Origin of the sequence: Variovorax sp. Root411 (assembly GCF_001425205.1) — a bacterium.
GTDB lineage: Bacteria > Pseudomonadota > Gammaproteobacteria > Burkholderiales > Burkholderiaceae_C > Variovorax.
This window is the reverse complement of sequence record NZ_LMDW01000021.1, coordinates 153,699-178,389: the sequence shown is the minus strand read 5'-3', so window position 1 is coordinate 178,389 and position 24,691 is coordinate 153,699. Positions and strand designations below refer to the sequence as shown.

Sequence of the window (24,691 nt, the reverse complement as noted above, 5' to 3'; positions counted from 1 at the left end):
CGAAAGCGTTAAAAATGGCAGTGCTTTCGTCGCGTCCCGAACTTCATCTCGCCCAGTGGTGGCTCACCCCTTATGTGCAAACTTCGAGGGGTCAATTCGATTCTCCAGAAAATCCAGAAATGCGCGCTGGACCGCCGTACTGTGTCGCCGCTGCAAATAGACAGCCGAGAGCCACATGTCGCTGCGAACGAATTCCGACAACACCGGTACAAGACGCCCGCTCTCGATGTACGGCGCCAGCATTACCGAAGGAAGGTAAAGAACACCTGCTCCCAGCAATGCGGCCTGAATCAATGGGCCGGCCTCCGTTGCGTTCAGGCGCCCCCGCACCGCGACTTCCAACGGCTCGCCGTCGACTTCAAAACGCCACTTCGACGTCGGACTCAGATGCTTGCCGACCAACGCGTTGTGGCTGGCAAGTTCTTCGGGATGGACAGGAATACCGTGCGTCTTCCAGTACATCGGCGCAGCACACACGCTCAAGTCCATCAGAAGCAACTTTCGGACAATAAGGTTCTCATTCGCTGCCGGCGCGAAACGCAGGGCGATGTCGATGCCCTCCTCCGCCAGGTCGACGATGCGGTTGGTCAGGACGAGACTGATGCTGACTTCCGGGTAGTGGCCCAGGAAGGTATTGATGAGCGTCGGAAGCTGCGTCTGATCGATGCCATGCGGCGCTGAGATGCGCAGGCGCCCGCTGGGCGTCAACGCACGGTCCTGGAGTTCCGCCCGCGTCTCTTCCACCAGCTCCAGCATGGGCTTGCTTCTTTCGAGCAGCAATACGCCGGCATCCGTCAGGCTGACAGCGTGGCTGTTCCGGTTCAGCAACCGGACGCCGAACCGGCTCTCCAGTGTCGCGATGTACTTGCTGACGGTGCCTCTCGACAGTTTCAGTTGCTTGGCGGCGCGGGAGAAGCTGCCTGAAACCGCGACCTCGTTGAAGGCTCGCAAGAGATCCAAGCTGTCCAAAAGCTACTCCCGGATCTACAACGCCGACTGGGGGAAGACTTCAGGCGAGTCCGAGTTTCTTCCTCAGGCTCGCATCGACGGGACCGGCAGGCATGAAGCGGCGCAGTTTGCTCAACAGCGATGCCTCTCCAGCCGGCGTGCGGCGCATGCGCCACGCGCCGAGCCCCGCTTCGATGATCGTGTTTGCCACGCCATCGGGTTCGGGTGCACCGTTGACGCTGCCGGCGATAGCGCGCGCTACGACGTCGCGTTCGCGGTCATAGGCCGCGATCTTTGACTTTGCATGCGGCGAATTGATATCCAGGTTGGTCTTGGTGTAAGACGGCTCGACCAGCGTGACGCGAACGCCGAACTGGCGCACCTCGTGGTCCAGCGTCTCGGACAGCCCTTCCACGGCATGCTTGGACGCCGAATAGAGCCCCATGTACGGCGCCGGAAGAAAGCCCAGCACCGAACTGACGTTGACGATCCTTCCGCGATGCTGTGCCCGCATGTGCGGGAGCACGGCTTGGGTCGTGCGCAGGATGCCGAGCACATTGGTGTCGAGCAGAGACTCCGCTTCGGCCAGTGCAGTCTCCTCCACGGCGCCGATCATCGTTACGCCGGCGCTGTTGACGAGCACGTCGATGCGCCCGGTCTGGCCGATGATGGACTGGATTCCACGCTGAACGGAAGCCTCGTCGCGAATGTCCATCTCGACAAGCTCGACACCGGGCAAGGCGGGTGTTTTCGCCAGGTTGCGCACGGTGCCGAATACCTGGCATCCGCGCTCCGCAAACTTCTGTGCGGCGACGCGCCCTATGCCCGACGACACGCCGGTAACCACGACAACTGTTGAATTCGACATTGCAGATCCTCGATGCAGGTAAATGAGGTGAATGGCAGATCAGTGCGCAGGCCGGCCGCCGCTGGCGGGCCTGATCCTGAACCAGATCGAATACATGGCCGGCAGGAACACCAGGGTCAGGACCGTCCCCGCCAAGGTGCCACCGATCAGCGTGTAGGCGAGCGCTCCCCAGAACACCGAATGGGTCAGGGGAATGAAGGCCAGGATCGCGGCGAGCGCCGTCAGGATCACCGGCCGCGCGCGCTGCACGGTGGCTTCGACCACCGCATGGAACGGGTCCAGTCCCGCCTGTTCGTTGTGGTGGATCTGCCCGATCAGGATCAGCGTGTTGCGCATCAGGATGCCCGACAGGGCAATGAGGCCGACCAGCGCGTTGATGCCGAATGGCTCCCGGAAAAGAATCAGGGTAGGCACCACGCCGATCAAGCCCAGCGGACTGGTCAGCAAGACCATGACCATCGCCGAGATGGAGCGCACCTGGAAGATGATGATGAGCAGCGTGATCGCCAGCATGATCGGGAACAGCGGCAGCATGGCCTTGGTTGCTTTCTCCGACTCCTCGATGGAGCCGGCCTGGTCGATGCGGTAGCCGGCCGGCAGCTTGTCCATGATCGGCAGCAGTCGCTGGGTGATGGCCGTCGACACGTCCGGCGGCTGCAAGCCATCGGCGATGTCGCCATGCACGGTGATCGTCGGCATGCGGTCGCGTCGACGCATGACCGGCTCTTCCATGCGCACATCCACTTCGCCCACCTGCGACAGCGGGATGCGCTGGCCATTGGCGCCGGCGAGCGTGAAGTCCGCGATCCGGGCCGGGTCGAGCCGGATGCCACCCGCCGAGCGGGCCACGACCTGCACCGTGCGAATGTCCTCGCGCACGGCGGTGACGGGCGCGCCGCTCAGGTAGAACTGCAGTTGCTGCGCGACCGCGCTGGAGCTCAGCCCCACGGCCTGCAACCGGTCCTGGTGCAAGGTGAAGTGCAGCGTGGGCGTGCGCGCACCCCAGTCGGTGTGGACCGTGCGCATCATCGGACTGGCATCCATGACCTGCTGCACCTCGGCCGCGATCTTGCGCAGCTGGTCGGGGTCCGGTCCCGTGACGCGGTAGGCGACAGGAAATGGCGAATACGGGCCGAACACGAGCTGGGTGACGCGCACGCGCGCCTCGGAAGCCAAGCCATCGGCGATCGCCTGGCGCAACCGGTGCTTCAATGCCTCTCGCTCGTCCTGGCTGCCTGTGCGGACCACGACCTTGGCGAATGACGGATCGGGCAGTTCCGGGCCCATCGCGAAGTAGAAGCGCGGCGCACCCTGCCCGATGTAGGCCGTGACGATTTGCGCTTCTTTCTGCTTGGCCAGCCATGCTTCCACCTTCGCCGTGGCGTCGCTGGTCTGCGTGATCGACGTGCCGTAGGGCATCTGCACTTCGACCAGGACTTCGGGGCGGTCGGAAATCGGGAAGAACTGCTTCTTGACCAATCCCATGCCGAGGATCGCCACCACGAAAAGCCCCACCACCGAGCCTGCGACCAGCCACTTGCGTGCGATCACGCGCCCCAGCGTCTGGCGGAAGCGGTTGTAGCGCGGCGTGTCGTAGATCGCGGCGTGGCCACCCTCGACCTTCTTGAAATCAGGCAACAGCTTGACGCCCAGATAGGGCGTGAAGACCACCGCGACGACCCAGGACGCGATCAGCGCGATGCCGACGATCCAGAACATGTTGCTGGTGTATTCGCCCGCGGCCGATGGCGCGAAGCCATTGGGCATGAAGCCGACGGCCGTGACCAGCGTGCCCGAGAGCATCGGCGCCGCGGTGTGGCTCCAGGCATAGGCGGAGGCAGCGACGCGGCTGTAGCCCTCCTCCATCTTCACCACCATCATCTCGATGGCGATGATGGCGTCATCCACAAGGAGGCCCAGTCCCAAGATCAGCGAGCCCAGGGTGATGCGGTCGAAGTTTTTGCCGGTCGCGGCCATCACGACGAAGACGATCGCCAGCGTCAGCGGCACGGCGGCGGCGACGACGAGACCCGCGCGCCAGCCCATGCTCAGGAAGCTCACCAGCATGACCACCAGCAATGCCACAAGGAACTTGACCATGAACTCGTCAACCGCCGAACTGATGTTGACAGCCTGGTCCGTGACCTTGCTCAAGCTCATGCCCAGCGGCTGCTCGGTGTTGATGACCCCTACCTCGTGATCCAGGGCCTTGCCCAGGTCGAGCCCGTTCCAGCCGTCCCGCATGACGACGCCCAGCAGCAGGGCCGGTTCGCCGCCGTTGCGGATCATGAACGTGGCGGGGTCTTCATAGCCGCGCTTGACCGTGGCGATGTCCGACAGCTTCAGGGTGCGGCCCTGTGCCACGACCGGCGTGTCGCGGATCTTCTGCAGCTCGTCGAAGGAGCCGTCCAGGCGGATGAACACCTGCGGACCCTTGGTTTCGACGGAGCCCGCAGGCGTCAGGGCATTCTGGCCATTGAGCGCGCCGAACACGTCCTGCGGGGCGACGCCCAGGGTTGCCAGGCGCTCATGCGAGAACTCGACATAGATCCGCTCGGCCTGCTCGCCGGCGATGTTGACCTTCTTCACGCCCGGCACATGCAGCAGGCGCTGGCGCAGCGTCTCGGCGTCGCGCACCAGCAGGCGCTGGGGTTCACCCTTCGCCTTGAGCGCGTACAGCGCGAAGGTGACGTCCGCGTATTCGTCGTTGACCATGGGCCCGATCACGCCGGACGGAAGGTTGCCGGCCTCGTCGCCGATTTTCTTGCGGGCCTGATAGAACTGCTCCTGCACCTGCGAAGGTGGCGTGCTGTCGAGCAGGGTCAAGGTGGTGAAGGCCAGGCCGGGCCGGGTGTAGGTCTCGGAACGGTCGTAGTAGTGCAGCTCCTGCAGGCGCTTCTCGAGCTTCTCCGCGACCTGGTCCTGCATTTCCTGCGCGGTGGCGCCGGGCCAGGCGGTGATGATGGTCATCACCTTGACCGTGAAGGCCGGGTCTTCCGCTCGGCCGAGCTTGAAGAACGCAACCAGACCCGCCAGCGAGATCAGGCAGATCAGGAACAGGGTGACGGAGCGCTCGCGCACCGCGAGCGCCGACAGGTTGAAACGGCCCTCGCTCACGGACGGACTCCGTCCGCAGCAACAGCAGCAGCAGCGCCAGCCGGGCCCGCCACACGCACCTGCTCGCCTTCGTGCAGCAGGTGCGCGCCCAGCGCGACGATCCGCTCGCCTTGCTTGAGTGCGCCGGCAACGTGTGCGCCATCGTCATCGATGTGCTCCACCGCGACCGGCCGCCAGTTGACCTTGGCCGGCTCGCCGCTGATGACCCACACGCCCGGCCCCTTGCCCGCGTCGAACAGGGAGCCGATCGGCACTTGCACGCCACCTTGCGCGGAGGCAAGTCCATCCGCAATCCGGATGGTGACGGTCGCGCCCAACGGCGCATTGGCGAGTTCGCCCTTGAGTACATAGCGCGCCTCGAAGGTGCGGGTCAACCGATCCGCGGTCTCCGAGAGTTGCCGCAGCGTGGTCGGCACCGTCACATCCTGTTTGCCGAAGAGCGTGGCCTGTCCGGCGGAACCGACGGCGGGGCGCAGGGTTTCCGGCAACTGGACAACCGCTTCGCGGGCGCCGGCGCGGGCCAGACGCACCACGACCTGGCCGGCGTTGACCACCTGCCCCGGCTCGGCGAGCGTCTCCATGACCACGCCATCGGCATCGGCCACCAGCTCCGCATAGCGGCTCGCATTGCGGGCCACGTCGGCCTGGGCCTCGGCCGCATTGAGCTGGGCTTTGGCGGCGTCCGCCGCCGCCTTGATCTGGTCGTAGGCCGATGCCGATATCGCGCCGGTGCCGCGCAGGTCGCGGTAGCGGGCTTCATCCTCGGCCGTCTGCTGCGAGCGGGCTCGCGCAGCGGCGACTGCCTCCTGCTGCGCATGGGCCGCGAGCTTCAGGTCAGCGGGGTCGATGCGCATGAGCGGCTGGCCGCGCTTGACGGCCTGCCCCGTGTCGACCAGCCGCTCCAGCACCTTGCCGGAAACGCGAAAACCCAGGTCGCTCTGGACCCGGGCGGCTACGGTGCCGGTGAAGGCGCGCGAAGCGGTGCTCGCCGCCTGGACGGTGGCGACGCGCACCTGAGGCGCCAGAGTGCGTGGATCGGACGGCGCCTTTTCGCCGCAAGCGACCAGCGCAAAGGGCAATGCGCAGATGACTGTAGAGATAGCAAGGCGGCGCCAAAGCATGGAGGTCCCAGTGACGAAGTGATCAGGACCTCCATTCTGATTCTAGTGACAAATATAGTCAATGGTCACATTGAATAAATCTCATGGCGACAAGCTGCGCAGCACCAGGCTGGACAGTTGCGCCGGCGCTTCCGCCGTGTAGTCGAAGCTGTGTTGCAGGAGCAGCGGATTGATGTAGGGGTGCATGACGAGGTAGATGGCCGCAGCCGTCTCGTCGAGCGGCGTCTTGCGTTCGAACTCCCCCATTTCCCGGCCTTCGCGCAGGATGTCCTGGAGCAATTGCCGAATCTGCGCTTCGTGCGTGAGCGCCGCCTGCCAGCGCTCGGTGGCAGCAGAGATCGCGATTTCGTAGAGCTTGCGATCCTCGGAAAACAGGCGAAGGCTTGCCTCGACCACGGCCTTGAACATCCGGCGCAGCTTCTCTGGAGGGCGATCTGCCCCGTCGATCGCCGCCCGCACCTCGGCGTGAATCTCACGCAGGCAGTTTGCGCAGATCATTTCGCCGATGGCCTGCTTGGACTCGAAGAACTTGTAGATGTAGGCCTTGGAAAAACCGATGACCTTGGCGAGATCGGAAACGGTCGTCTTTTCGTAGCCGTACCGGCTGAAGTGCTCGGTGGCTGCAGCAACGATCTGGCCTCGCACCTCGTGGTCGGCCGGGCCGCGCGCCGAAACGGGAGAAATGGTGGCTTTGCTCATGACCGAGAGCTTAGCGCTTCATCGGGAAATCAACAACAAGTGACCATTTTGAATTATAGTCACGGCATCGGCGACGTCACATCGACGACGTTTTCTTTCTCCTTTCCGGAAGAAGCCCATGCTCAGACGCACCATCCTTGCCACGCTCATCGCTGCCAGCCTCGCTGCAGGCTGCGCAGTCGGCCCCGACTATGTCCGACCCGAAACGCCTCTCCCTCAACAGTACCTGGGCCAGGCAGCGATCGACGCACGGTCTGCCACCGCCAACGCCGACCTGCTCGCATGGTGGACGGGCTTCGGCGACCCGCAGTTGGCCCGATTCGTCACCCTGGCGCTGGCGCAGAACCTCGATCTCGCGCAGGCGTCCGCCCGCGTCGCGCAGGCACGGGCGGGGTTGGGGGCGGCGAACGCCGCCTTGCTGCCTTCCGGAAACATCAGCGGGCAGGCAGCCAGGGCCTACCAGTCGGTGGAAACGCCTCTGGGACAGGTGCTGAACTCGAGGCCGAATTTCGATCGCTACGGCAGTTCCTACGAAGCCAATCTCGGCGCAAGTTGGGAACTCGACGTGTTCGGCGGCCTGCGCCGCGGGCGGGAGGCGGCGCAGGCCGACTACCAGGCTTCGGAAGCAGGCGCGGCCGCCACGCGATTGACCGTGGCGGCACAAACCGCCGACATCTACATCAGCATCCGCGGGCTGCAGACCCGGCTCGACGTGGCGCGGCGGCAGGTGCGCACGCAGCAGGAGTTGCTCTCGACCGTCAAGCTCCTCTACGGCAAAGGGTTGGCGGCCGAACTTCAGGTGCGACAGGCGGAGGGCGCGCTGGCCCAGGTCGGGGCGTCCGTCCCGGTCATGGAGGCGGGCCTGGACTCTGCCATGAACGCGCTGGATGTGATGCTGGGCTTGCCCCCGGGCACGCATCGGGCGGAATTGGCCGATGCCAGCGCCATCCCGACCGCCCCGCAAATCAAGGCCGCGGGATCGCCGGGCGAGTTGCTCAGGCGCCGGCCCGATCTGATCGCGGCCGAGCGCCGCCTTGCGGCGTCGAACGCCCGGATCGGTGTCGCCATTGCCGAGTACTACCCCAAGCTCTCGCTGAGCGGATTGATCGGCAGCGCAACGTCGGTGTCCGCTGGCAACCTGTTCGGCAGCAATGCCAGCCAGGCTGCCGGCATGCTGGGCTTGCGCTGGCGCCTGTTCGATTTCGGGCGCATCAACGCACAGATCGATCTGGCCAAGGGTCAGGATGCGGAGATGCTCGCTGCCTATCGGCTGGCCGTGCTGCGTGCCACCGAGGACGTGGAAAACGCCTTCTCGGCCCTGGTCAAGCGCGAGGAGCAGGCCAGCCTGCTTGCACAGGGCGTGGACTCGCTCGGCCGCGCACGAGGCGCTTCATTCGCGGCTTACCAGAAAGGCGTGGTCAGCCTGATCGAAGTGCTGCAGGCAGACGACAACCTGCTGCGCGTCACCGACGCGCGAGCACAGGCGCAAACCGAATCGGCACGCGCCGCGGTCACAGCCTTCAAGGCGCTGGGCGGTGGCTGGCAAGCCGGCGAACCTGAAGCAGTGGCAATCAAATAGAAACGCCCGCATGGCCGTGCCGCGTTGACGCCTCGGGTAAATCCCGAGCATTTGATTAAGCAAGTTAACTATTCTCCTGTCCGAATCACTCGTTTTCTCCAATTTCACCAGGGGAGCCGAGGGGTTCGGTCTCGAAGATTAGTTAACAACCGGAGACAATCGAATGAGTTCCCCTACTTGGAGGCCGCTGCTGGCCTGTGTCGTCGCGGCGGCCGCCGCAAGCGGATGCGGAGGGAGCGACGGGGCGGCTTCCGCGTTCACCCTGTTGCCGACACCTGCCCCCGCGCCCGCTGCACCCCCGCCCGCGCCGGCACCAGTGGCACAGCCCGCGCTGCTCAACACGCCCGACGAAGCCGGCGGCTGTGCCGCAGTCGCGGCACTGTCGGCCGAGCTCTCGGCCGCGGGACGCACCGTGAACATCACTTCGACCAAGATCGCGAAGACCACCGCGACCGACGCGAGCGGCAACCCGCAAAGCTACTGCGCGGTGGCCGGCACCATCAACGGCGGCCGCAAGGGCCTCCAGGCCGCGGGCCAGACCGACGCGATGTCGACCTATGCGATCGCGTTCCAGATCAACCTGCCGACGCAGTGGAACGGCCGCATGTTCGTGAGCGGCGGCGGCGGCTCCGATGGCTCGGTGCCAGACACCACGGGCGCCATCAGCAACGGTGAAACCATCCAGCCGCTGCTGTCGGGCTATGCCACCGTCTCGAACGACAGCGGCCACAGCAACGCGACCAACAACGATCCAAACAATGCGGGCACGGCCTCCTTCGGACTCGACCCCGTGGCACGCGTGGATTTCGGCTACAACGCGATCGGCCAGACCAAGCAGCTCGCGAATCAACTGGTCGCGCGCTACTACGCCAAGAAGCAGGACTACGCCTATTTCATGGGCTGCTCCGAAGGCGGACGCGAAGCGATGATGGTTTCGCAGCGCTTCGGCGACGAGTTCGACGGCGTGGTCGCCGGAGACCCAGGCTCGGATCTTCCGAAGGCCTGGCTCGCCGAGGCATGGGACACGCAGCAGTTCTCGGCCGCAGCGCAAGCGCAGGGCTTTCTCGAAACCACCGGCCCCGGCGCTTCGAACTCGACCCCGCTGATGAATGCGGCCTTCCAGCCCGCGCAATGGGCGGCCCTGCAGCAAGCGGTCCTGGCCAAGTGCGATGCCGACGACGGGCTGGTCGACGGCATGATCAACAAGCGCTCCTGCACCTTCGATGTCAGTACGCTGGCCTGCGGCGCACCAGGCGCACCAGGCGCGCCGGGCTGCCTCGTTCCGGCCCAGGTCACGGCCATGCAGAAGGTGATGGGCGGCGTGAAGAACAGTGCCGGCGACGCGCTCTACTCGGACTGGCCCTGGGACGCAGGCATCGGCGCCTTCGGCTGGCAGATCTGGAAGACTGGCTTCGGCTACCGCACGACCGGCGCCAACGATGCGATCAACGCCACCCTAGGCGGCGGCGCGGGTCCGCTGATCTTCACCACCCCGCCGACCCAGGGCCTGGCGACCGGCAACTCACTGGTGCAGTTCCAGTTGCGCTTCGACTGGGATGCCGACGCGCCGAAGATCAAGGCCACCGATGGAACCTACACCGAGTCGGCCTACAGCTTCATGGGCACGCACTCGACCGACATGTCCAAGCTCAAGGGCAAGGGCGGCAAGCTGATTCTCTACCACGGCACCAGCGACCCGGTCTTCTCATTCAACTACACGGCCAAGTGGGTCGATTCGCTGGCCGGGAACACGGCGAACGGCACGGTGAAAGACTTCGTGCGGCTGTTCGCCGTGCCCGGCATGAACCACTGCTCGGGCGGCCCCGCGACCGATACCTTCCCTGTATTCAGTGCGGTGGTCGACTGGGTCGAGAAAGGCAAGGCACCCGATCGCCTGATCGCGAGCTCGAAGCCCGGCAATCCCGACACCGCCGGCTGGACACTGCCCGCGGGCACGACCTCGCGCGTGCGGCCCCTGTGCCCTTACCCGCAATACGCGCAGTACATCGGGGCCACAGGCTCGGCGCCGGCGGCACTGCTTGAACAGAACGATCCCGGCAAATTCGTCTGCGCCAACTGAGGGCGAGCGCTGCCGGCCGCGACCCGGCCGCAGCGCCTGCCAGGCGGTGCGACCAGTCCGGCCGGACCGCTACACTGGCCGCCTCCATGACGGCCCGCCCCCCGCCTTCTTCTTCCCATGAGCCCGCCCACCATCCAGCTCGCAGCGGGCTGGAAGACGAGCGCATGCGCCGGCTGCTGGGCTACAGCCTCGTGCAGGCCACGATCCCCACGTCGGCCCTCTACGAGAAGCACGTGGGCGAACCCTTCAACCTGCGGCGGGTCGAGTTCTCGCTGCTCGTGCTGGTCGACTCGAACAGCGATGTGACGCCCAAGCAGCTCGCGCGTGCGCTGTACGTGTCGATGCCTTATCTCACGATCACGCTCGATCGGCTCGAGGAACGCGGCCTGCTGAATCGCAGCCGCAGCGAGACCGATCGCCGCTCGGCGCACGTACGGCTCACGCGCAAGGGCAGCGATCTCGTCAAGAAGGCGGAGACCGTCGCGGCGAAGATGGAAGCCGATCTGCTGGCGCACCTGACGCCCGGCGAGCGAGGGATGCTGTTCGAATTGCTCGAGCGGGTGGCTGCGCACCGGCGGGTGTGAGGCCTCCCATGCCGCCGGCACTATGGCTGCTCGGATTTATAGGCTTTTCTTCTGAAATGCCACCCCGAAAGCAAACCATCGCGATGCCAAACCACGTCCCGGGAATGAGTGCTGTCGCAAGCGTCGTCGCCCACGGAATGGAAACCAGCAATCCGACGGGAAGTACCTTTTGAATTCCTGTCTTGGCCAGGCTCTTCTCGGCTGCCAGTGCAGCACCGCACCGCGCCAGGAACTGATTCATGGCGCGGCGCGTTTTCACCACTTCATGCGCAGCCCGAGCGAGCCCTGCAGGGAAGTCTTCACATCCGTCGCGCCGCCCGAGGCCCACAGCTTGCCGACTTCGCCGTAGATGCTGGTCGTCTGGTTCAGCGCCAGGGTGAGGCCACCGGCCAGTTCGCTGACGGTGGAACCGGTGCGGCCCGTGATGTCGGTCGTGGCGGCGGGTCCGATGAAGCGGGTCACGTCGGCACCGCTGCTCGCCTTGTAGAGGTTGAAGCGGCCGTACGGTTGCAGCGTGCCGAGCGCCATGGCCATCTCGCCCTTCAGGCGCACGCCGACGCGCGCAATCCAGCCGTCGTCACTGTCCTGCTGCACGTTCGCACCGGAGATCGCGATGGTGTCCAGGCCAATGTGCTGGTGGATCAGCTGGAGCTGCGGCTCGATCTTCCAGCCGCTCTCGCCTAGCGCGAAGGCCTGGCCCACTTCGATGGACGCCATCAGGCTGTCGCCCTTGCCCGCGTTGCGCGAGGTCGACAACGGCTCGATGGTGTAGCGGTGCCGCCCGGCCTGCAGCACGGCATCGGCATAGAAGCCCGAATCGGCGGTCCAGGTGCCGTAGGCGCCCAGGTACTGGCTGCGCAGGTCGTTGGAACCGACGGCCAGGTTGGCAATGCCGCCGGCGAAGCCATTGACCCTGACGCCGCCGTCGAGCTGGCCGACGTACACGCCGGCACGCCAGTTCGAGGTGGCGAAGAGGTCGGTGCCGGCCTGGAAGCCCTTGACGTTGCCCTTGCTGTTCGGGCTGACGGTGCCCTGCTGGCGGATGTCGATGTCGGTGGCGATCACGCGGCCCCAGGCACGGCGCTCGGTGCCGGTCGATGCGGGGCCGCCGGCCTTGACGTCGTCGTCGCCGATGCGCTGGTGCAGGTTGCCGATCATGGCCAGGTCCATCTGGCGCACCTGGCTGGGCAATGCGGACAGCAGTGGGACTTCGGCGCGGTAGGTTGGCACTTGCACGGTGATCGGGCCTGTGCTGCCGGTGCCGCCTGTCGAGCCGCCCGCGCCTGTCGCAGGCGTTGCCGTCGATACTGTCGCCGTGGTGGTCGAGCGCAGGTACCAGTTCTCGCCGGCCCCGCTCGCGTCGGCGGCATGCAGGCGGTACTCGTAGGCGCCCGCATCGACGTGGCCGCCTGCGAGAGAGAAGGCGTCCTTCGTGGTCTGCGCAGTGGTGGTGGCACCGTTGCGCGCCGAGATCACCTCGATGCCGTTGCCGGTGGTCAGCGCGCCCAAGCCGCCGAGTTGCGTGATCTGCACGCTGGTGCGGCCGCTGGCCGAGGCACTCGCGCCGTCGAGCACCAACCGGTCGCTCACGCTGCTGCTGTCGCCCAGAAAGGTGCCCAGCCGCAGCACGCCGTTATTGCCGCCATAGGCGCCGGTGACGGTGAGCGTGGTGCCCGGTGCGGTGCCCACCAGCGAGACGGTGCCGCTGTTGGCGAGCGAGGCCACTGTCTGGCTGAAGCCCGCGAGGTCGAGCGTGGCACCGCTTTCCACCGTGTGTGCCGATGCCGCACTGAAGGTGCCAGTCGCGCCTGCCCTCAGGGTGCCTTCGGCCACGTCGGTCGCGCCGGTGTAGCTGTTGGCGCCCGATAGCGTGAGGGTGCCGTTGCCCAGCTTGGTGATGAAGCCGCTGCCGCTGATGTTGCCGCTGAGCGCTGCGCTGAAGCTGCCGGTGTCGATGACCGGATCGTCGCTGCCGGTCAGCACGACGGCGTTGGCGAGGTTCAGGCCGTCGGCGGCGAAGCCGAGCGTGGTCCCGTCGTCCATCGCCAGCGTGCCCGTGCCCAGCGCGAAACTGTTGCCGACGTTCAGCCGTCCCTGCCGGAGTTCGGTGCCCCCGCTGTAGCTGTTGGCCGCGGTCAGCGTCGTGGTGCCGGCGCCTTCTTTCACGAGCGAGCCGGTGCCGCTGATCGCGCTCGACAGTGTGAACGCGTCCGAGCGGTTGATGGCCAGCGTCGCGTTGTTGACGATGTTGCCCGTCACGGAGCCCGTGGTGCCGCCATTGCCGAGTTGCAGCACACCGGCGCTGATCGTGGTGGTACCGGTGAAGGCCTGGTCCTGCGTCAGCGTGAGCGTGCCCGCGCCGGTCTTTTCGATGCTGCCCGTGCCGCTCAGCAGGCCGGCGTAGGTTGCGTTGTCAGGCTGGGCAAAGCGCACGAGTCCGTTGTCGGTGATTGCCGCCGGCGCGAACTGCGCGCTGCTCTGCAGCACGCCGCCCGAGCCCACGGTCATGCTGCCCGTATAAGCGCTGTTGTCGGCGCCCAGGATCAGCGTTCCGCCCAGCACCGTGGTGCTCGTGATGCCCACCGGTGCCAGCGCGACATTGAAGTTCCAGGTGCCGCTGTTGTTGACCAGCGTTTCGAAACCGAAGAGAGACAGCGGCGCGAAGGTGTCGCTCGCGCCGCTGTCGCTGTTGAGCGTGAGCAGGTCGGCGCCCGCGCCACCACTGACGTTGCCGGTGATCGTCGCACCGGTGTACCAGCGCAGCACATCGCTGCCGCCTGCGAAAGCGAGCGAGCCGACGAGGCTGCCCTTGTTGGTGAAATCGACCGCCATCGTGCCGCTGGCGCCGATGACGGTCGTCACGGTCGAGTTCGTGCCGGCGCCGGCGACGATGCTGCCGGTGTTCACGACGGTATTGGAACCGCTGCTCGCCTGGAACCAGATCGCCGTATGGGCGGAGCTGATCGAGCCGTTGTTGGTGATGGTGTTTCCGCTGCCGACGGGGTTGATGGCTTCGGAGTTGGTACCTGCGCCGCTGGCGGTGACTGAGCCCCCTGCATCGATGGTGACGGTGCTGTTGTTGTTGATCTCGATCGTGTTCGCACCGATGCTCGGGTAAGGCGACGCGCCGCCGTTGAGGGCGTTGTTCTGAACGATCCCGCCGTTCTGGACCACGATGGCGGCCTGGTTGCCGACGCTGATGCCCGAGCTGTTGCCTGTGCTGACCGTCGCGCCCGAGTGGACCGTGACCGAGATGCCCGGCGTGGTCGCCGCGCCCGCGCCTACCGTCGTGGCCTGGTTTCCCGTGCAATTGACTGCATTGGCATTCGTGTCTGTCGTACATGCGGCGGAGGCGGGGAAGGAAGCAGCCGCCAGCAAAGTGGCGGCGAACAGGGCCGTGCCGTGCGTGGCCGCGGTTGATCTTGCGTGGCCGCGTCCCAGTTCGGAAGCGACGGTCCAAAGGGCGAGTGCGTCGTTCCAGATGACGCGAAAAATCCGATTCATAACCTGTCTGTCTTGGCAATGCGCTCCGCAAGAACTGCGGACGCGGGCGCCGGTGTTCCGGTGCTCCATGCCTCCCTGTGCGAGGCGCGGACTTTAAATACAAACAATCATGAATGGAGCTTTCGCCTCAGCCCGAATTGCGCTTAGATCGTCTGAATGACAATTTATTCACATTCGTCTTTATTGCGCCCCGCATCGATTCCGGGATTACGTTGAAATTTGAGCGACTGAATTCCATTTATTGCGTCAATGAGAAGCAACGGGCTCACGCGGGAAGGCTTCTTTGCTCTTCAAATAGCCCTCTCGACCGCAATTGATGGATTTGATCAACTAATAGGTGCAGCCCTATAACCCCGCCCAACACCAAGACCCGGCCAAGACTCTCATTTACAAGGTTTGCTTAATGACGATAGCCCCCCGAGCCGACGCGATCGCGATTGTTGATGACGATCCCCGCGTGCGGCAATTGCTAGGAAGCTATCTTTCACAAGAGGGCTTCGAAGTATTCGAGGCCGAGAACAGTGCATCGCTCTCGTCGATCCTGCATCGCCGCGCCATTGACCTCATCGTGCTCGACCTGTTGCTGCCGGACGAGGACGGCTTTTCGATTTGCCAGCGGCTGCGTGCCAACGGCATCCGGACCCCGATCATCATTCTGAGTGCGCAGGCGCAAGATACCGATCGAATTGCGGGCTTGATGATGGGCGCGGACGACTATGTCCGCAAACCATTCAATCCCAGGGAAATGCGAGCGCGTATCCAGGCAATTCTGCGACGCAGCCCTCCGAGGGAGGAGCCGGGTGGCCCTTCGAGCAGAAACGAGGTGGTCCGGTTTGGTCCGTTCGAATTCAACCTGGGCACGCGCACGCTTCGCAGGGACGGGCGGATTCTGGGCATCACAACCGTTCAGATCGCGATACTCAAGGTGCTGGTTCGCCATGCAGGACAGCCGCTTTCGCGGGAAAAACTCGCTCAGGTAGCACGGGGCCGCGAACTCGGCGCTTTCGAGCGCAGCCTGGACGTGCAGATCTCCCGGCTTCGAAAGCTATTGCAGGACGGGTCGTTCTCTTACATCCTGACGGTCTGGGGCGTCGGGTATATGTTCGAGCCCAGCGGCGAAGGCGGGGTTATCCGTCCACCTATCCTGGACACGAAGCTAGTTGGGCATCCAGCCATTGAGCATGCCGCCTGAAAGTGCGGCGCTGTGTTCGCGGGATCGAGATGCCGCGCCGTAATCGCGATGGTCTTGCCCCACTCCGCCGGCAAACCATCGAAAGATGTTGATTTGCTTTCCCCTTCCCTCGCCGAACCTGACGAAGAGAAAGCCCCGTTCTGCATTGCCCTGCGCGTCAACGGGGATGCCGGCAGCCCGAAGGGCAGTGACCTCTTCGCTGGCGTCCAGGTCGAATGGCAGTTTCAAGGTGATGGTCGCACTGTGGATGGTCCGTCTCGACATTGCTTCGCTTTCGGCATGCTTGTTGACGTCCGAGTTGACCCCAAAGGAGCCGCTCCACGCATCCCGTATTTATAGGAGGTGCGAGGTGCTGGACCCGCCAGTCCCATGCCCCGACTACGACTCGTCGCTGGCTGGCAGAACAACCTTGGGCAGTTCGATGGTGAAGCACACGTGCCGCCCCGAGCAGGTTCCCGTGGTCTCCCCTCCGTGCGCCCTGGCAATCTGCCTGGCGATGAACAGGCCAAGCCCGAGATGTGTTCGTTCCGCATTTGCCGAGGACACATTGCGCCGATGCAAAGGCTCGAACAGCAATTCGATCTCGTGAGGGGGAATCTCGCCGGCATTTTCCACGGAGAGACGAACCGATTGATCGGTGCCTTCGACTCTCACGACGGCAGGCTCGGATGGGTCCCCATGTTTTATGGCGTTGGAAACCAGGTTTCCAAGCGCTTCCCGCACGCGCGAGGTGTCGAAAACACCTTTGTTGTCTCCGAGTTCCTCATACTGGATGCGGGCATTCGGGTGGGCTGCCCGCAGCAGCTCCAGCTCCTCTGCACAAGCTGCGGCCACGTCGACCGGTGCGCGCTGCAATACCATGCCGGCACCAAAGCTGGCCCTGTTGCATTCCAGGAGGGAGTCCAGGAGCGACGTCAGCCGCTTGACGCCTCGCTCGAGCAACGCCGTTTGCGCCGAGGGGACTTCCGCCTGCGCACGCATCAGCTCGACGGTCAGCGCAATCGCATTGAGCGGACCGCGCAGGTCGTGCCCCAGGACCCCGAGAAAGATCTGCCGCCACCGCTCCCGCTCTTGCGCATAAAACTGCACGGACTCCGCCACGGCCTGGTCGATCGCTTCATTGAAACGGGTGATTTCCTCGATGGCACCGGGCCCCGGCGGATATGCATCTCCCCACAGGCGAAGAATGCTCGAGCGCAGTGCCCGGAACTCGGCCACCAGCTGCTCGATGGAGATTCCCATTTGCGCCCGCATCAGCCCGTGCGTTTGGGCCGAAGTCCGAAATGAGGAAGGCACAGCCTCACCGCGCGCCTTTGCTATCGACTCCGTCCTACTCTGGGTACTGCGCAGATCCGCTGAAATGGTTTTCAACACATGCGGCAAATGGTCACGCAACATCTGCTTTTCGGTGTCGCGCAGAGCGGGAATGGTTCCGGCAAAGGCAATGGCAGCTTCGAGAATCTGCTCGCGGGCCGTCTCCAGAAAAATGGCAAGTCGCATCGGGCGTGTCCTGCAGGTTTTGTAATGCAAACCTTACATCAAAGGCATCGGGAAGCAAGAGGTCTATGACTTACCCAGTTGTCCTCGTCGTCGATGACGAAACGGATTCTGCGGACCTTCTCGGCATGGTTCTCGGCATTCATTTCCCGCAAGCGACCGTTCGCGTTGCCTATGGTGGGCAGGCCGCGCTCGATCTGGCGTCCCGGCAACGGCCCGATGCTGCCGTTCTCGACCTGGAGATGCCGGGCCTGGATGGCGAGAAGCTCGCGAGGGCTCTCAGAGCCTTGTTCCCGGACGCCGCGCCCTTCCTGATCGCGCTGTCCGGCAACCTGGTACGGCTGGCGGCCATTCGCGGAACCGGCGCGTTCGACCATGAACTCAGCAAGCCCGCCGACATGGACAGGCTTGTCAGCTTGTTGAAGAAGAAACTCTCCCGATCCGGGCGCGACCCGGCCGGCTGACGGTTGGATCAGCCCGAGGCTTTCACTGCCTCGACCAGGAACCGCACAAAGGCTTTCCCGGCATCGGGCAGCGAGCGCCCCGCCATGGTCTCGATCTCGAGGTGGCGCTCGTTCATCTCGCGGTCCTTGAGTGGGATGGCGACCAGCGCCTTGCTGCGCAACAGCGTGCGCATCGACAGCGCACCATAGAAGGCAATGCTGCCGCCGGCCGCCGCAAAGCTCAGCAGCGCACTCGCATGGTTGCTGGACATGGCCTGCTCATAGCGCAGCCCCTGCCGGATGCAGCTGGCGTCGAGCAGCCGCCGGATCGAGCTGTCTTCCTGCGGCAGCCCCAGCGGACATGCCACCACCTGGCGCAGCGACAACTGCCGCTGCATCGCCAGGGGATGGTCCCTCGCCATCACGGCGAGGATGGGGCTGGGGTGCCGCAGTTCGATCTCGATGCCGGGCTCGGGCACTGCGCTCAAGGTGATGCCCACGTCGGCTTCGCCGTCGCGCACACGCCTCGAAATATCTCCAAGGGAGCAGACCTCGAGGTGAAAGCGGATGCCCTGGTGCTTTTGCCGGAACTGCGCAATCAGCGTCGGGATGAAGTCGAAGGCGAAACCCTCGGTGCTTGCCACGCGTACATGCCCGCTGCGCAGGCCGCGCAGGCCGGCGATGTCGTTGGTGACCCGCTCGATGTCCTGCTGCGCCCGCTTGGCGTGCGCGGCCAGCATCTCGCCAGCCGCATTGGGCACCATGCCACGCGCGTGGCGCTCGAACAGGAGCGTGTCGAGCTCCCGCTCCAGCCGTGCCACCTGTCGGCTGACCGCCGAGGGCGCAACGTTGAGCTTGAGCGCGGCGTCCTTCACGGAACCGGTCTTCACAACCTCTAGAAAGTACCGGACCGCGGTTTCCTGCAAGGCGCGAACTGGCATGGATTCTCCCGGTTGGTGCGGCCGCAAGCGGCCTGCGTCGATTGCCGAATCGGCAATCGACAATTCTAAACATTGCGCTTGTAGCAGTGCCCCGCCGCTCCTAGGATGACCTCATTCGCCCCTCTAGCTCCAGGAGTACCCCGATGAACCGTCTCCCGCTCATGGTCGGCACGGCCCTGCTGTCCTGCCTTGGTCTTGCACCGCTGACCGCCCTCGCCGCGGACACGGGTTTCCCGTCGCGCCCCATCACGCTGGTGATTCCCTTCCCGCCCGGCGGCGCGACGGACGTCAATGGCCGCGTGATTGCGCAGCGGCTCGGCAAGGAGCTCGGTCAGCCCGTCATCATCGAGAACCGCGCCGGCGCGGGCACCGTCGTCGGCGCAAGCTATGTGTCGAAGGCGGCGCCCGACGGCTACACGTTGCTGATCAGCTCGGGCTCCACGTTCACCGTCAACCCGGCGATCCGCTCCAACCTGCCCTACGACCCGGTGAAGAGCTTCGAGCCGATCGGCATCGCGGGGCGCGTCGCGCTGATCCTGCTGGCCAACAGCGAGGTGCCGGTGCAGACGGTGAAGCAGTTCGTCGACTACGTGAAGGCCGCGCCGGGCAAATACTCGTACGGCTCCTTCGGCACCGGCACGACGGCCCAGTTTGCTGGCGAGACCATGCTGCATGCCACCGGCCTGAAGATGACGCACGTGCCCTACAAGGGCAGCGCGCCCGCAATGACCGACCTGATGGGCGGACAGATTCCGTTCAGCATCGACACGGTGAGCGCGGCCATCCCCCAGCTCAAGAGCGGCAAGATCAAGGCCATTGCGCTGACCACCGCGAAGCGTTCCGCGCTGCTTCCCGACGTGCCCACCTTCGCCGAGAGCGGCTACGCCGGCATCGACATGGACTCGTGGCTGATGGTGGCCGCGCCGAAGGGCCTGCCCGCAGACCTCAAGGCCAAGCTCGAGAAGGCGCTGGCAGTGACCATCGCCGACCCCGACACACGCACCAAGCTGCTGGCCCAGGGCCTGGAGCCGACCTACAGCAACGCCGCCGCGGCGAGCGAGCTGATCACCCGTGAATTGCCCTTGATGCGCGCCGTTGCGGCGCGCGCCAACATCACTGCCGACTGATGAACCACATGAACACCGGCACAGAGCTCGTCGAGAAGTCTGCCGTCGAACTCCGCCGCCTCATCGGCAGCAAGGCGGTCTCGCCCGTCGAACTGCTGGAGGCGTGCATCGGGCGGATCGAACGCGTGAATCCCTTCGTCAACGCAGTGACCGCCACCTGCTTCGAGCGAGCGCGCGCCGAGGCCAAGGCGGCGGAAAGCGCCGTCCTGCGCGGCGACACGCTCGGCCTGCTGCATGGCCTGCCGCTGGGCGTGAAAGACCTGGAGCCCACCGAGGGCCTGCTCACGACCTGGGGCTCGGCGATCTACCGCGACCATGTGCCGACGGAAGACATCGAGCTCGTGGCCCGGCTGCGCCGCGCGGGCGCCATCGTGGCGGGCAAGACCAACGTGCCCGAGATGGGCGCGGGCGCCAACTCGCGCAACGACGTGTGGGGCGCGACCGGCAACCCCTTCAACCCGAACCTGAATGCCGGCGGCTCCTCCGGCGGCTCGGCGGCTGCGCTGGCCTGCGACATGCTGCCCGTGTGCACGGGCTCCGACACCGGCGGCTCGCTGCGCATTCCGGCCGCAAAGTGCGGCGTGGTGGGCTTCCGTCCCTCGCCGGGCATCGTGCCGAGCGTGCGCAAGCCGCTGGGCTGGACGCCCATTTCGGTGGTCGGCCCCATGGGCCGCAGCGTGGAAGACGCCTGCCTGCAGCTGGCGGCGTCCGCGGGCGCGAACGCCGGCGACCCGCTGAGCTACCCACTGGACCCGCTGTCATTTCTCGTGCCGGCCCGCGTCGACCTGGCCAACCTGCGCGTGGCGTGGACCGAGGACTTCGGCACCTGCGCTGTGGACGACGGCATCCGCGCCACCTTCCGCCGGAAGATCGAGGCCATGCGGCACCTGTTTCGCCGCTGCGACAACGTCGAGTTCGACATGGGCGAAGCGCATCGCTGCTTCGACGTGCTGCGCGCCGAGGCCTTCGTGGCGGGCATGCAGGCAGCCTACGAGCGCGACCCGAACAGCCTGGGCCCCAACCCGCGCGCCAACTACGAGATGGGCGCACGCATGAGCCTGCTCGACAGCGCCTGGGCGCAGGCCGAGCAGACCCGGCTGCTCAAGCGCTTCCAGGCAACCTTCGCCGACTACGACCTCGTGCTGTCGCCGACCACGCCGGTTTCGCCCTTCCCGTGGACGCAGCTGTACGCCGACACCATCAATGGCGAGGCGCAGGCCAACTACTACCGCTGGCTCGCGCTGACCTACGTGGTCACGCTGACGACGCACCCGGCGATCTCGCTGCCCTGCGGCGTGGACCACGCGGGCATGCCGTTCGGCCTGCAGATCGTGGGTGGGTTCAGGGCCGACCACCAGGTGCTGGTTGCGGCACATGCGATGGAGGCGGCTTTTTCGTCGGATGCGCAGTTGCGCCGTCCGCGTCCAGACCTGGCCTCGTTGCGCGCGGCCGAGCCCGCGCTGACGTCGATCGTCAAGACGCCGCCGATTTTCGACAGCCGCGCCGCGGGGTCCGCCGCTGTGTCGGTCGTCTGAGCGAAGGTGCCGCTCCCGTCACCTGCATCACGTAGCATCCGGCCATGAGCTACACCGTGAAACTGGTCGACTTTCCCGACGCCCCGGCCGACGTCATCGCCACCGCGGAATCGCGTTTTCGCCGTGAACTCGACAAGCTGCTGGGCGACAGCGTCGAACCCGCGCTGAAGGCTTTCGAGAACGCCAGCGAGTCCAGCGCCGACGAACTCACCAAGGACGAACTCGCACTGGCCGCCACCTGGGCCAAGGCCTACGAAGCCGCGAAGACCGCGGGCTTCCGCGCGCTCGGAGAAGCCGACGAGGCTTACTTCGAGATCCGCCTCGACTGACCTGCCGCGCGGGAGGCGCCCGGCAGCTTCGCCACCCGCTCCGACAGAAAGTCCACCAGCACCCGCACCCGCAGCGGCTGGTGGCGGCGCGAGGCATACAGCAGGTGCGCCTCCTGCGGCGGGCCTGTGTAGCGGCCCAGCACGCGCACCAGCCGGCCTTGCGCGAGCAGGTCGGCCACCATCCAGGTGGGCTGCAGCGAAATACCCGCGCCGCCGAGCACGCTGTCGAGCAAAGCCACCGCGTTGTTCACGCGGTAGCGGCTGCCCACCGGCACCGTGACGGAGCCTTCAGGGCCTTGCAGCAGCACGCCATCGTCGCCTGGTGCGTAGCGCAGGTAATCGTGCGCCAGCAGGTCCTGCGGCTTGCGCGGCTTGCCGCGCGCCGCGATGTAGTCGGGCGAGGCGACCAGCACGCGCGGCCACGTGCCCAGGTGGCGGGCAACGAGGTCGGGCGGCAAGGCGCCGCCGACGCGCAGCGACACGTCGATGCGTTCCTCCAGCGGATCGACGAAGCGGTCGTCGAGCACCAGTTCCAGTTCGATGTCCGGATACAGGCCCAGGAACTCCAGCGCCATCGCATTGAGATGCCGCTGGCCCAGCGTCACCGGCGCGCTCATGCGCAGCAGGCCGCGCGGCTGCTGGATGCCTTCGCGCACATCGGACACCGCGTCGCCGTAGTCCTCCAGCATGCGCCGTGCGCGCTCGTGAAAGCGCTGCCCCTCCTCGGTCAGGCTCAGGCCGGCCGCCGTGCGCCGCAGCAGACGCACGCCGAGCGAGCGTTCCAGCCCCGCGACCAGCTTGCTGACGGTCGGCTGCGTGGTGCCGAGCGCGCGGGCCGCGCCCGACAGGCTGCCCAGCTCCACGCTGTGCACGAAGGCTTCGAGGGCGCGCAGGGTGTCCATGGTGTATTCGGATATGGAATGGTCTGCATGTCATTCTGCCGTCTACCCATCCGGATGCGCATGAAAGAAAGTCGAGTCCTGGCTTCACCGCTCATCCAAGGACTTCCTATGGCAACCCCGAAATTCGCATCGATCCTGCGCCGCGGCGCCCTCGCACTCATCTTGGCAGGCATGGCTGTCGCCTCGTCCGCCGAACCCGCCGCCACGCACTGGAGCCCCAGCTGGATGTCCAGCACGCAGCCGATCTGGAGCGGCGACTTCGTGCTGCCCACCGGCCTGCCGTTCCAGTTCAACCGGCAGACCGTGCGGCAGGTGGCGCGGCTGAGCATCGGCGGCTCGCGGCTGCGCGTGGCGATCAGCAACGAAGGCGGCGCCACGCCGCTGCACATCGGCGCGGCGCGGGTGGCCCGGCATGCCGAGGGCTCGGCGGTGGTCGAAGGCAGCGACCGGCCACTGCGCTTCGGCGGGCAGGCCGAAGTCACCATCCCGCCGGGCGCGCGGCTGGTCAGCGACCCGGTGGACATCGCGGTGCCCGCACTCGCCGAGGTGGCCGTGTCGCTCTACCTGCCTCGGCCCAGCCAGCCCGCGGGCTTTCACTTCGATGCGCGCCAGGCAGCCTACGTGGCCGACGGCGACCTGACCGGTGCCATGCGCCTGCCAGTGGCCGCAACGCAATGGAGCACACGCGCCTACGTCAGCGGCCTCATCGTCGAGACGCCCGAAGCGCCGATCACCGTCGTCGCCCTCGGCGATTCGCTGACCGACGGCAACGGCTCCACGCCCGGCGCCAACACCCGCTGGCCCGACGCGCTGGCCGAACGGCTGGCGGGCCGCGGCGTCGCGGTGCTGAACGCCGGCATCTCCGGCGGCCGCCTGCTGAAGGACGGCATGGGCCGCGCCGGCCTGGAGCGCGCGGGCCGCGACGTGTTCAGCCAGCCCGGCGTGCGCGCCATGGTCGTGCTGCTGGGCACCAACGACATCGGCTGGCCCGGCGGCCCCTTCGCACCGAACGAGCCCGCGGTGAGCGCGCAAGCCGTCATCCAGGGCCTGCGGCAACTGGCCGAGATGGCCCATGCCCACAACGTGCGCATCATGGCCGGCACCATCGCGCCGACCGAACGCGCGCTGGAAGGCACGCCGCTCGAAGGCCACTATTCGCCCGACAAGGACAAGGTGCGCCAGGCCGTGAACCGCTGGATTCGCGAGAGCAAGGTGTTCGACGCGGTCGTCGACTTCGATGCGCTGCTGCGCGACCCGGCCCGCCCCTCGCGGTTGAAGGCGGCAATGGACTCGGGCGACCACCTGCATCCAGGCGATGCCGGCTACAAGGCGATGGCGGCGGCCATCGACCTGGATGCCTTGCTCGGCGCATCCGTCCAGCCCTAGAGAGCGGCTTTCCTCAGGGTTCGCGAGCCCGGAAACATACTGTACACAAACACAGTATTTGCCTAGAATTCGTCGTCTCCAAGAACAACTTCGAGGCGACGCCCATGACCACCGCCAACCCACCTGCGCCCTCTGCGCAGGTTCTTTTTTTCTCCCGGCTGCACCCGTTGCAGGCCCGCTCCCGCTCTCGCACCGGTCGGATTTCGACCTGGCCCTTCAAGGTAGCCCGCGACAAGGACGACATTCGCGTCCAGGCGGCGCGCGTGATCCGCACGACAGCCGAGAATTGGTGGCCATCCGAATCCTGAAGGAGGTGCGCAATGACTGCTCGCAGACAGCTCCTCATCGGGCTCTTTCCTGCCAGGGAAGTCCAGGTCGAAATCGAGACTCACCGCAAGGACTGGTTGTGGCCCCGAGGCTGCTCCTTTCCGCCCCAGGAACGCCTGCATCTGACGCTCCAGTATCTTGACGATCAACAGGAAGACGCCGAGCAACGCCTGCGCGCCGCGCTCGCTGAAGTGTCGATGCAGCCGCTGGAACTCACGCTCGATCGTTCATGCACCTGGCCGAACGATGTCTCGGTGGTGCAGCCGTCCGAGCACGAAGGATTGCGACGCCTTCAGCACGACATCACCCACGTGCTGCTGCGGGCCGGCTTTCCCCTTCTGGTTCACGTGTGGACGCCGCACATCACGATCGCACGGCACTCGGAGCATGCCGCAGGGCCCGCATTGCGGACCCCGATCCGCTGGACGGCGACCGAGTTCCGCCTGGTGCGCTCGCATTTCACGTCCCCGTTCCGCCACGAGCTGCTGGGCTCCTATCCCCTGCACTGAACT

Annotated in this window: 21 protein-coding genes; 11 read left to right on the top strand and 10 right to left on the bottom strand. The window is 65.8% G+C overall.

The genetic code is table 11. The features are described 5' to 3' along the window. Window positions 1-63: 63 nt before the first annotated feature. The 5 genes from ASC92_RS27615 to ASC92_RS27595 form a co-directional block, all read right to left on the bottom strand. Complete coding sequence (locus ASC92_RS27615; protein WP_056522651.1) at window positions 64-969, bottom strand: LysR family transcriptional regulator; 906 nt, start codon at window positions 967-969, stop codon at window positions 64-66. A 40-nt stretch (window positions 970-1,009) separates the two neighbouring features. Continuing rightward, window positions 1,010-1,816, bottom strand: a complete 807-nt coding sequence (locus tag ASC92_RS27610) for an oxidoreductase (RefSeq protein ID WP_056522648.1) — start codon at window positions 1,814-1,816, stop codon at window positions 1,010-1,012. A gap of 39 nt (window positions 1,817-1,855) precedes the next feature. Next, window positions 1,856-4,933, bottom strand: coding sequence for an efflux RND transporter permease subunit (locus ASC92_RS27605; protein WP_056522645.1), 3,078 nt, complete (start codon window positions 4,931-4,933; stop codon window positions 1,856-1,858). Beyond that, window positions 4,930-6,054 carry an efflux RND transporter periplasmic adaptor subunit gene (locus ASC92_RS27600; protein WP_056522642.1) on the bottom strand — a complete coding sequence of 375 codons (1,125 nt, stop codon included), beginning with the start codon at window positions 6,052-6,054 and terminating at the stop codon, window positions 4,930-4,932. The genes ASC92_RS27605 and ASC92_RS27600 overlap by 4 nt, the downstream gene beginning before the upstream one ends. A gap of 81 nt (window positions 6,055-6,135) precedes the next feature. After that, a complete protein-coding gene (locus ASC92_RS27595; protein ID WP_056522638.1) occupies window positions 6,136-6,753 on the bottom strand; it encodes a TetR/AcrR family transcriptional regulator in 618 nt (205 codons plus the stop codon). Window positions 6,754-6,871: 118 nt separating this feature from the next. Between ASC92_RS27595 and ASC92_RS27590 the strand changes: the two genes are divergently transcribed. The 3 genes from ASC92_RS27590 to ASC92_RS27580 all read left to right on the top strand — a co-directional run bounded on the left by ASC92_RS27590 (window position 6,872) and on the right by ASC92_RS27580 (window position 10,996). Then, entirely contained in the window at window positions 6,872-8,332 is a 1,461-nt protein-coding gene (locus ASC92_RS27590) for an efflux transporter outer membrane subunit (RefSeq protein ID WP_056522635.1), read from the top strand. 163 nt (window positions 8,333-8,495) lie between these two features. After that, on the top strand, window positions 8,496-10,412 hold the full coding sequence (locus tag ASC92_RS27585; RefSeq protein WP_082519752.1) for a tannase/feruloyl esterase family alpha/beta hydrolase: 1,917 nt from the start codon (window positions 8,496-8,498) through the stop codon (window positions 10,410-10,412). Between the two features lie 86 nt (window positions 10,413-10,498). Continuing rightward, on the top strand, window positions 10,499-10,996 hold the full coding sequence (locus ASC92_RS27580; RefSeq protein ID WP_235506026.1) for a MarR family winged helix-turn-helix transcriptional regulator: 498 nt from the start codon (window positions 10,499-10,501) through the stop codon (window positions 10,994-10,996). Window positions 10,997-11,251: 255 nt separating this feature from the next. Here ASC92_RS27580 and ASC92_RS27575 read toward each other — a convergent pair whose 3' ends face one another. After that, window positions 11,252-14,500, bottom strand: a complete 3,249-nt coding sequence (locus ASC92_RS27575; protein ID WP_056522625.1) for an autotransporter outer membrane beta-barrel domain-containing protein — start codon at window positions 14,498-14,500, stop codon at window positions 11,252-11,254. 403 nt (window positions 14,501-14,903) lie between these two features. Between ASC92_RS27575 and ASC92_RS27570 the strand changes: the two genes are divergently transcribed. Next, a complete protein-coding gene (locus tag ASC92_RS27570) occupies window positions 14,904-15,692 on the top strand; it encodes a response regulator (RefSeq protein ID WP_056522760.1) in 789 nt (262 codons plus the stop codon). On the opposite strand, the gene ASC92_RS28405 is transcribed toward ASC92_RS27570, so the two are convergent. Together ASC92_RS28405 and ASC92_RS27565 are read right to left on the bottom strand one after the other, a co-directional pair. Next, window positions 15,657-15,920 (bottom strand): hypothetical protein, encoded by a 264-nt coding sequence (locus ASC92_RS28405; RefSeq protein WP_200936051.1) that lies wholly within the window; start codon window positions 15,918-15,920, stop codon window positions 15,657-15,659. The two genes, ASC92_RS27570 and ASC92_RS28405, sit on opposite strands and share 36 nt — an antisense overlap. 150 nt (window positions 15,921-16,070) lie before the next feature. Further along, a complete protein-coding gene (locus ASC92_RS27565; protein ID WP_056522621.1) occupies window positions 16,071-17,192 on the bottom strand; it encodes a sensor histidine kinase in 1,122 nt (373 codons plus the stop codon). Between the two features lie 65 nt (window positions 17,193-17,257). On the opposite strand from ASC92_RS27565, the gene ASC92_RS28980 reads away from it, so the two are divergent. Continuing rightward, a complete protein-coding gene (locus ASC92_RS28980) occupies window positions 17,258-17,653 on the top strand; it encodes a response regulator (RefSeq protein WP_056522619.1) in 396 nt (131 codons plus the stop codon). An 8-nt stretch (window positions 17,654-17,661) separates the two neighbouring features. Here the strand turns inward: ASC92_RS28980 and ASC92_RS27555 are convergent, their stop codons facing one another. Beyond that, window positions 17,662-18,573 (bottom strand): LysR family transcriptional regulator, encoded by a 912-nt coding sequence (locus ASC92_RS27555; RefSeq protein ID WP_056522757.1) that lies wholly within the window; start codon window positions 18,571-18,573, stop codon window positions 17,662-17,664. 143 nt (window positions 18,574-18,716) lie between these two features. On the opposite strand from ASC92_RS27555, the gene ASC92_RS27550 reads away from it, so the two are divergent. Genes ASC92_RS27550 through ASC92_RS27540 form a run of 3 tightly spaced genes read left to right on the top strand, consistent with a single transcriptional unit; the run spans window position 18,717 to window position 21,564 of the window. After that, window positions 18,717-19,700, top strand: coding sequence for a Bug family tripartite tricarboxylate transporter substrate binding protein (locus ASC92_RS27550; protein ID WP_056522615.1), 984 nt, complete (start codon window positions 18,717-18,719; stop codon window positions 19,698-19,700). 8 nt (window positions 19,701-19,708) lie between these two features. Further along, a complete protein-coding gene (locus ASC92_RS27545) occupies window positions 19,709-21,235 on the top strand; it encodes an amidase (RefSeq protein ID WP_056522611.1) in 1,527 nt (508 codons plus the stop codon). Between the two features lie 44 nt (window positions 21,236-21,279). Then, window positions 21,280-21,564, top strand: coding sequence for a hypothetical protein (locus ASC92_RS27540; protein WP_056522607.1), 285 nt, complete (start codon window positions 21,280-21,282; stop codon window positions 21,562-21,564). Here the strand turns inward: ASC92_RS27540 and ASC92_RS27535 are convergent. After that, window positions 21,540-22,466, bottom strand: a complete 927-nt coding sequence (locus ASC92_RS27535) for a LysR family transcriptional regulator (protein ID WP_056522603.1) — start codon at window positions 22,464-22,466, stop codon at window positions 21,540-21,542. The two genes, ASC92_RS27540 and ASC92_RS27535, sit on opposite strands and share 25 nt — an antisense overlap. A 108-nt stretch (window positions 22,467-22,574) precedes the next feature. Between ASC92_RS27535 and ASC92_RS27530 the strand changes: the two genes are divergently transcribed. The 3 genes from ASC92_RS27530 (at window position 22,575) to thpR (ending at window position 24,688) form a co-directional block, all read left to right on the top strand. Beyond that, complete coding sequence (locus tag ASC92_RS27530; protein WP_056522600.1) at window positions 22,575-23,852, top strand: SGNH/GDSL hydrolase family protein; 1,278 nt, start codon at window positions 22,575-22,577, stop codon at window positions 23,850-23,852. A 104-nt stretch (window positions 23,853-23,956) separates the two neighbouring features. Then, on the top strand, window positions 23,957-24,160 hold the full coding sequence (locus ASC92_RS28395) for a hypothetical protein (RefSeq protein WP_082519751.1): 204 nt from the start codon (window positions 23,957-23,959) through the stop codon (window positions 24,158-24,160). A 12-nt stretch (window positions 24,161-24,172) separates the two neighbouring features. Further along, window positions 24,173-24,688, top strand: coding sequence for an RNA 2',3'-cyclic phosphodiesterase (thpR, locus tag ASC92_RS27525; protein ID WP_056522597.1), 516 nt, complete (start codon window positions 24,173-24,175; stop codon window positions 24,686-24,688). The last annotated feature ends 3 nt before the right edge of the window (window positions 24,689-24,691 follow it).